Annotated in this window: 6 protein-coding genes; 2 read left to right on the forward strand and 4 right to left on the reverse strand. The window is 51.6% G+C overall.

Going from position 1 to position 9,203, the window contains the following annotated elements:
* The 4 genes from AC1Q6Y_RS27905 to AC1Q6Y_RS27920 form a co-directional block, all read right to left on the reverse strand.
* The coding region (locus AC1Q6Y_RS27905; protein WP_492625647.1) for a hypothetical protein at positions 1 to 321 on the reverse strand (321 nt) is incomplete at its 3' end.
* A gap of 75 nt (positions 322 to 396) precedes the next feature.
* Complete coding sequence (locus AC1Q6Y_RS27910; RefSeq protein ID WP_492625648.1) at positions 397 to 3,789, reverse strand: hypothetical protein; 3,393 nt, start codon at positions 3,787 to 3,789, stop codon at positions 397 to 399.
* A gap of 62 nt (positions 3,790 to 3,851) precedes the next feature.
* Entirely contained in the window at positions 3,852 to 6,254 is a 2,403-nt protein-coding gene (locus AC1Q6Y_RS27915) for a hypothetical protein (protein WP_492625649.1), read from the reverse strand.
* A 41-nt stretch (positions 6,255 to 6,295) separates the two neighbouring features.
* Positions 6,296 to 8,071, reverse strand: a complete 1,776-nt coding sequence (locus AC1Q6Y_RS27920) for a hypothetical protein (protein ID WP_492625650.1) — start codon at positions 8,069 to 8,071, stop codon at positions 6,296 to 6,298.
* 213 nt (positions 8,072 to 8,284) lie between these two features.
* Here AC1Q6Y_RS27920 and AC1Q6Y_RS27925 point away from each other — a divergent pair, with 213 nt between their 5' ends.
* Both AC1Q6Y_RS27925 and AC1Q6Y_RS27930 read left to right on the forward strand, forming a co-directional pair.
* On the forward strand, positions 8,285 to 8,818 hold the full coding sequence (locus AC1Q6Y_RS27925) for a hypothetical protein (RefSeq protein ID WP_492625651.1): 534 nt from the start codon (positions 8,285 to 8,287) through the stop codon (positions 8,816 to 8,818).
* A gap of 64 nt (positions 8,819 to 8,882) precedes the next feature.
* A partial coding sequence (locus AC1Q6Y_RS27930) for a hypothetical protein (RefSeq protein WP_492625652.1) occupies positions 8,883 to 9,203 on the forward strand: 321 nt, incomplete at its 3' end.

The raw sequence follows: 9,203 nt of genomic DNA on the forward strand, positions 1-9,203 counted from the left end.
ATCGATTTTTTTCTCGGGAATTTCCACCCCGTTGGCGCCGGGATTGACCTTGAAACTTTCGCCGGTGTAGAGCGACAGTATGCGATTGGTGGTGTTGAACTGTGACAGTTTCAGGTCCCAGCCCTTGCCGAAGCCGCTGTCGGGTGCATTGAGCGGGTTGAAGTTCAGTTGCAGGGGGACGACCGGGCCGCACAGGTTATTGGCTTTGAGTTCGGGCAGGGAAATGGCGCAGGTGTATTGCCCAGTGCGGGGGTCGACCTGGCTAAGTATGAAACTCATGAAATTGAAGGCATTGGAATGCACAGCGGTAGATGTAGACATTGTTCACATCCCACAATAATGAATATTTAAGGAGGTGCGAAGCGGAATGCCTCGCACCTGAGTCTTTCTTTAATGTCAGGAGCCGATAATTCTCAACTTGTTCCGATTGTTGCCATCAAAGCCAATGGCCACGGTGTGTCGATTGCCATAATCATCATAAACAATCAGATTCAACGGGGAATCGAAATCAGACTTGGCATATTGTTCATATTGCCAATATTGACGGCGGTGCAGACTAAACAGCACCTGCCCCGCAGGCACCGGATATCCTGGATCAACAATAGGATCCGGAATGGTTCCGTCCATACGACGCAATAGAATGTCGTCAAGATGAAGAATCTGCTTGCCTTCGCCATTTTTAACATTGGGCATCGCATAGCCGGTAATACTGTGCACGTCTTCAAGTTGGGTATTGCTTTCCCATTTGAGCATGCTCGTATTGCCCACGAACTCAATGTGCCGAATACCGACCTGTACACCTCTGATCATCAATTTCAGGAAATAATAATCGATGGTTTCCAGATCTACCTCATCGTCCTTATCGCCTTTTACCCGGACCGGAGGATTATCGCCGAAGGTAAACATCACCTGACCAATCGTCCCGCCCTCAGGTGGTTGAATGGCAATAAGATTACGGGCTTTGTTATTGGCTTCGCCATCCTCTGGTGAGGGATTGGAATAGAACTGTTCATTGAAGTCACTGCGAATACGTGCCGCCACCAAGAGGCTTTCAACCTTATGGCACTGAACGAAGAATTCCTTCGTATACAGTTGCCCCGCCTTTGCCTGATCAGGGTTCGCCTCTTGGGATACCGCCGTTTCCTGGTATTTTCTGTAGTCATTTTCGGTTTCAGTGAAATGCCACTTGTCTCCGACAGGCACTCCACCGGCCCCTACTTCCGGCAGCGGATTTTTTTCATTGGCCGATACCAGGCTGATGCTTTCGTATTCTCGCTCCGACAGTTCCGGCGAATCAGGGCCACCGTCGTAAACGGCAGGCCTGACCCGAACCACCACTCTGGCCTGTTGCAAGCCATTGGCATACACACGGGTAGGTGCAGGGTCGACAGCGAAATCAAAGGTATCGAGCGCTAGCCAACTCGAGGTTCGGGCGTGCTCGGACAAATAGATAATGCTGTAGCCCACCGTGTCGAAAAAATCGCCTTCATGCAAGACCTTCACGACGCTGTAGGGCGAGGTGATGTTGGCGGGCGCAGTGAAAACCCCGGTCGTCGGGTTGATGCTGCCTTGCCCGGCCACGACCTCCCATTTGAACTGATCGGGTCGCAGGTTGTTGGGCACTTTCAGCAACGCCGAACTGCTCGGCCGCAAACCCGGCACAAAGGCCGGAGAGATGTTCAAGGCGAAGTTACCCTGACGCAACAACACGGTAGCGGTGGTTTTTTCCCCTGTGCTGGTGTCTTCGACATCAAACTCCGCCACTTGCAGGGCACCGTCGGGCAAGCTGGTTTGCGGCGGGGTATAAATCGCCTCGTTACCGTTGGGTATCAGCGTGCCCGGCCCCCCTTTCGCGGTCCATCTGATGGGACCGGCCCCCAGTGTGGTCGCCTTGAGCGTCACGCTCTTGCGATCTTCCATTTCGATCAGCGACATCGACGGCGTGACCACAACACCGCTCAACGCCACGGTGACCAGCGCCGAAGCGGTCACTTCATTACCGGTGGCCGGATCGGTGTAGGTGGCGGTCACCACGTTGCGCGCTGCGGTACCTTCGAGCAACTGCGCGGCCGGTGCGGTGTACTCGCCATTGACGATGGTCCCGGTCGCCCGGGCGCCGTCGACGCTGCGTACGCTCCAGGTGACATCGGCGGCCCGATAGCCCAATTGGCGAATTGTGAACACTTGCTTCTGGCCTGCCTTGATTACCGGCATCAGCGGGTCGAGGGTGAACGTGGTTTCCTTGGGATCGATCTGGCCGAACAAGGCCAGGTCGCCTGGCAGACGCGCGTCTGTCAGTTGCAAGGCGTTGCGTTCAGGGAATAGCAGGTTGCTGATGGCTAATGTGTTGATTTCGGGAATACCGAAGCTTTTAAAGATCGCCGTATCGCGAAAAAAGCTAGTGTATTCATTAATCGTTGAGTTAACTTGTGGCAAAAACACTCTATTAAAACGCTGAATAAACTCAAGATTAGTATAACTGTCGGTGACAGGTTGATAATTAGAATTAAACGAGACCTGCGGTGTTCTCGCCTGAAACGTTAAAACATTCAAAGAACCAACAACAGGATCAAATTTTATTTTTACGTCGTAAGTCACTTCTGCGTCAGAGGGATACTTATCATTAACCCACAAATCACGAATCCAAACCTCAAACCTTTGCTTCTGCTCACCCGACCAAGTAGCCTCCAAAGCATTATCGGCACCAGCGACTATCTTCAGGGCATCAACATCGATTCCACTGAACGATAGTTTATGCTCTCCAACGTTATAGACCTCCTCTATATGCGTCACAAAATCGGCCCATCTATGAAAGTATCCAGGCAATGGCAATTCACCAGAAATAGCCCTAAGGGATCGAGCAATATTATTAGACTCTGTCATACGCTCAAAACGCACACCATGACCAATCATATTTTGTATTGGATCCTGGAAATACCAATCAAACACCGCCCGACTGGCCAACACCAACGAACCTGAATACTTGGCTTTCCCTAGGGTATCCCTGTCATTGGGAATCAGGTAATCCAGGGACGTTTCAGTCGGTTCATCACCCTCCTTCGAATTCCCCTTGGTACGCACCATCAATACGACAGCACCCTCGCCATAATCGTCGGAAGTACGAATCTTTCCTTCATCGGTGGCCATGGTGCGAATCATGAACGAACGCGGAGCCAACAGGTCGACATCGCGCAAGTCCAGCATCCCCAGGGTGTAAACCCGATCCTCCGGCTTTTGCTCGAGGAACAAGGCCTTGAAAAAATCCCCCAGCAACTCCTGTGATTTGTCCTCATTGACCAGATTGCAACGACAGTTATAGGCATCGCCGATATCCAGAATGACTTTACCCTGCTCATTGACCGAGCCCGTACTGCCGGCCAGATCGATGTCCATGGTCAGCGTATGGCCCTGGTGAGCGCTGACCACGTAACTTCTCAATACCGCAGCGGGGATTTGATTGTTACCCTTGCGCACATAAGACACTGTGCCGGAAACAATATCCATGGTCGCGGTCACGCGGGAGTTGCGCAATGTAGCTTTTTCGAAACTCAGCCTTGGGTGACTGAGTATTATCCCACTTAGTTCCAGCAGCTCCTCGCCGTCGGGGGTCATCGGACAGGCGCCAGAGATACGCTTCAAGAAACTGTGCTGGTTGAACCGGGTAATGTATTGCTGTTCCAACAGACTATTAACTTTTGCCCTGTTCATGAACACAACGGCGTCCCAGCCGAGCGTGATCGATTTCCCCTGCATTCGGGTAGTTAATTCTGCCAGCGAATAGTTAGCCATGATGATGCCGCCTTGTTAAAAGATAAAAACAATAAGTTTCTGTACGCTTTACCGCATCGGCACTACATCAGTGAGTTTTCACCGGCCGCGAGGGTCAGGTTTACATCCTCAATCAATTCCACATACTTCGTTAACGGCAAGGGAACGGCGGCAACCGCATGGGTATCAACAAAGGGCCCCGGAACGGTGCCCATTACAACCACAAAACTGCCCGGCACCATGGCACTGGGCTCGGTATATACGCCGGTTTTGTCATTGAAATTACCCGGACCGTGTAACAACCTCCATGTAACCGACTCAGGATTGACAGGACCGTCCTTCCCTCTTAGTTCAAATTGCACGGTACCTGTAGAGGGGTCGCTCGCTTCGCTTAGATGCATCGGGGTACCAATCATTGTGCCGCGAATCAATACATGAATGTAGGCATAAGTCGTTACGTTGTTGACAGTTGTTTTGATTTCAATTTTGTCCACAGGGAAAGGCATGTCTGGATCAATGTTTTTTCCGGCTTCATACAGGTATTGATTCGGATTACCTTCGACCGGTTTGAGCGTCGACCCCCATTGTGGCGTCAGGATCTTCCACTCCAGCCTCTCGCCTTTTAACGATTCGGCTGCCAGTATTTCTGTCCTGCCGGGATCACAGGCAACGTACATCGGGTTGGCCTTGATGCTGTGGTGAACCACTGAGACCAGTGCGGAACTTTCTACCGGTTGACCGTTCAAGGTACCATTGACGGTGACCAGCGCGGCGACAAAACCTTCGTCCAGTACCCCGGCGGCAGGCGCCGTGTATTCACCTGTCGAGCTGATCACACCGGGCTGCGCCAGATTGCCGTCGACATCCTTCACGCTCCAGTGCACATTCGATGGCATGGGCGACAGGGTGAATTGCAGTTTGCTGCCCGCCACTATGGTCGAGTTCATCGGCGCCAGGACGGTGCTTGTACGAAGCGGATCGATCTGCCCAAACAACGCCAGATCACCCGGGACAAAGGCATCGCTCAGTTGCAAGGCGTTTTGCCCCGGGAACAGCAGGTTCCGGGCCAGGAAAGTGTCTATGGTTGGGGCCGTCAGATTATTGAGCAGTGCTATGATCTTCGGTTTGAAAAACTCCTCTATCCTAGGCCTCATGTTGGGAAATTGAGAGATCACATCTTCAAGACCATCTGCACCGCCAATGGTTAGATTAAATATTGAGGAGCTATTGTTTCTATCAAAACTGACCAGCCCTGTCTCCCGGTTAAGTTTGATATCAAAATGAACACCATAATTACATATGAAGTCCATGAAGCCAGAATCATCCTTATTGGGATCAAAAGGTGAGAAATATTTAATCTCTCGCCGAAAAAGCGTCTTGTAATGTTTATTCCAAACGAATTCAATTCGTTCGCCTCCCGCCCTGACTGTTAGTGGAGAGCCTCCGGTGTCTTGTTTGAAGTCATGTCGAATTGGAGTACTGAAATAAAAATTGCCTGTATGGATACCTCCATACCAGACCTCATACTCGTACTTGTAATCTTGAGAAATTCCTCCGGCAGTACCCTTCAAGGAAAACGCAACGTCTGAACCGCCATCAAAGGGTGCAAAATTGATTCCATTGCCAATATCGGCTATCGCCGGCCCACGCATGATCTTGTCGAACAGCACCCTGCTCGACAGCAGCATAGCCCCAGTGTACTGGGTACCGTTTCCGTCAATCGGGATCAGATAAGGTGAATTGACATTTGGAAAAGACGCGCCATCGGTGCCATCCCTCAAGGTAATGAACATCATCACCGCACCATCGCCGTAGGCTTCATCCCCCATCACGGCGAGGGGGTCCGACTTCATGGTTCGGATTTCGAAGTTCTTTGGCGTCAAGACATCATTCAAGTCCCCGGTCAATCGTCCAAGCGGGAATTGCTTCTGTTCAGGCGTCAATTCTTTTTCGAAATACTCTTGGAAACGCCTGCCGACATCGGCCTCGGTCAGGTCGCCGACGACAAAGTTGGCCCTGAATCTATCGGCGTTTTTCAAGTCGATCACAACGTCCCCAGGCCCGCTGACAGTGCCTTTGGTAACTCGCTGATCCATCCAGAGTTGCGGCCCGCCAATTGGCAGTAACTGCTGCATTTTCGAGACGTGAGTCGCGCCACCGGATGAGTTGGTGCTGACAATCATGCCCCCCACCATGTCCATGGTCAGACGCGCCCTTGCACCCTCGCTGGGGTCCGCGCTTTCAAACGACAAACGCGGTGCACTCAACTTCAAGTTATAGATGTGTTCCTTGTATGACCCGTCCCCCCACTCCGCGACCATGTTCATGGGTTTGATATAATGACAGGAGTTAAAGCGTTGAACATACTGCTGAAACAGCAATTCGTTAGCCTTGCGCTGATCGTACAAACTTACCGCATCCCAACCATAGGTCAGGGATTTCCCCTGCATATAATTAACTAATTCCGCCAACGGTCTTTTGCTCATGATATTGCTTCCTTTTTTTGGGAGTACTGGCGACTGTGCTTTCAATCCAGCAACTTTATCGATAGAGGGCTAAACGTATAAAACGAGTTCCCACCGTCGAAACTCACACTGGCCCGTAAGGTAAAGAGCGCGTTTGTCGCAATGCCCGCCAAGTGTGTTTTCATCAGACGTGTCTTGACTCTATCGGTAACTTCCTCAGGCAAAACATCGCGCACCGGCAGGATTTCCCGCTCGCCCACTGCGCTGGAGCTCAACCACACGCGCACTTGCTGCCGTGTTGAAATGAACGGCCAAAGGTCGACACTCAAAATCGCACCCGCGTCTGGAACATCCGATAGTTTCAGCGTGGCGGGTGAGCCGATTTGAACTTTTTCGCACTCGAGGCCAGGAAGATTGGCGAGGGGGCGAACATATAATTGCAGCGCAGGCTCGGCATCCTGGCCAGCAACCTGGTAGATGACTTCAACGGTTTTGCCGAAGTTAGGCGGCAGCACATCCGCTGGCACTTTGAACTTCATGGGGTTGAGTTGACTTGGCACTGCGGTTTCGTAGGATCCACCGCTGCCGAATCCATTCCACATCGCCTTTACCGGGTCGCCATCGCCAATCGTAGCGCCGGCAGGAATGGTGATGTATGCACCGTCAATGGCCAGGATCGGATTCAATTCATCCCGACCGCCGACAACCACACTGCGATCGACCGATGGCGTCGGCAATACCAACGGTTCCCGGATGGTTAATTGCAATTCATCGCCGCGACCGGCCGCATCGGGTCGGGCATATTCATAGAGGATGATTACCGCACCGCCGCGATTGTCCAGCAGCCATTGTTGGCCGATAGCAACCTCGACCTTGCCGCTCTCGATATGGGAGCTGTCGATTTTCAAATACTGAATGGTGTTTTTGTTCGGGCCACTGCCCGCTCCGGTGCGCGTTCCGTACACCAGCACTTCATCACCTACACGGATGCCCCGGTAAATCGGGATCACCACGCGAATCCCTTGTGGAAACTGCCCCGGGTTGATTTCGCTGCCGGTCAGATCCTTGATACTGGCCACTGGCAATTGCGCAATGGCAGGTGCTGTCACCAGAAAGGTGCGCTCGGCGGACAAGGTAGCGGCCAACGCGCCAGACGACGCGTAAGTGATCTCATAACTCAGGGTAATCTTACCCCCGCGCAATGCGACCACTTGGGTTTTCAAGATGGTCCAGCTCAGCACCTGCCGGGGATTGTTGGTTGGATCGGTATCGGTGTCGCTCAAGATTTTGACAGGCGGATTGAATACCGGGCCAGGGCTACCGTCAGCGCGTTCGCCTTTCCAGATGAGCCTGTACCTGTCGCCATTGTTCATCACACCAACGGGCGCGAGCGCGATGGTCATATTGCCCTCGATCGCATCCGGGTCCAGCTGCAAGTTATGGGACTCTTTTATCTGGGGGGCCGACAACAATCCCTGCTTGCCAACGCCAAAGTGAATTCGTTTTGACTCTTCCCTGTCTCCTCCGCCAGCACGTTTTAAATAATATGAATAAAACACCTGACCTTTATTCAATAAGTTCACGAAATGATTGGCAATCAGCATCAAGAATCCATATTCCGTTTCCTGATCAGGATCGACATCAATCGGAATGTCCGTGACATCCACCGGAGTACCATCTTCCGCCAAACCGAGCCAACTTTGATAAAGGGTGTCACCCAGTAGGGGGCTGGGATATTTGGCGTAGGTATCAAGTGGTGCGCCGTTCAAGGAGTCCGGATCAAGCGCTCCGTTGATCAAGAGTGGAATAGTAGGTGCGTCTAAATCGCCGGGAGCCATATGCGAGTTCCTTATTGACTTGAAATACAGAGCAGACACTCAGTGAAAAAAACCATCGGTGAAATAACCAATAGGCAGTTTGTTTTACACCCATTCACCGGCACTGAATACCTAGCAGTTCTGCTAGGTTGCGAAGGAAATTTTCAGTGCTAAAGTCGGGATAGAAGCACTCCCGCGCCTGCTCGCTAGCCCTATCAAACGAGGTCTTAAAACATGAATACACTCAATAAACTTCGCACATCACTTACAACCTGCACGCTGCTCCTACTTTACGCTGCAAGCTTCGTTGCCAATGCGCAAGAGGCAAGTGCCGGGAAGTACGGCGACATCACGTTCTTTAATTCGAAGGGTGAAAAAATATGTTCATTGCCAGTCCCTGAAACCCGTCAGATCTTCGACTTCAGCTCAAGCAGCCAACATTGTGAAAACAATAGTGCCGCCTCTTTTCGGCTGGAAAATGTCCCCTCGGCAACACTCATTCAGTTTTATGAAAATGAACATTGCTCTGACTCGAGACTGAACGATAATTTTTTCGTAAAACTGAAAACAGTCAAACAACCCACCGACTGGACCAATCCACCTTCTCAAATGAATTTCAACGAATTTAAAAATAAAAAAGCTGGCGAGCTCATTCCGAATAAAAACAGTCGAGTCGAAGAAAAATGGGAAGGAAGTGATTACTCCCAAGTCGGTTGGGATGAGCGAATCAGCTGTGCTTATATCGAGCGTTCGCAGCCCGTTAACTGAGTACAGCCGTCAGGTTCTCCCAGACGTTCATTAATGCCTGCCGATACGAAGTGAGGCCACTTCCATGAGTAATTCCAGCGTCATCCAGTCCAACGCGTTCAACTTCATGAGTTTCATTCAAAGCGAGGTCGACTCTCGTACCGGGCAATACACCTGCTCCGTTTCGCTGCCCGAACTCAAGGCCAATAACCTGAGCGGCCCGGTCGTCCCCCTGCAACTGAACTTCAACCCGCTCAATGCACCCGACAGCGGCTTCGGCAAAGGCTGGGACCTGAAACTGTCACAATTCAACACCACCAACCGCATGCTCTCGCTCTATACCGGAGAAAATTTCAAGGTCAATCCCGGCGCCAACGGGGTGGACATTCCCGAGAAAAAAATCGAC

Source organism: Pseudomonas sp. GW823-FHT06E10 (assembly GCF_058794995.1).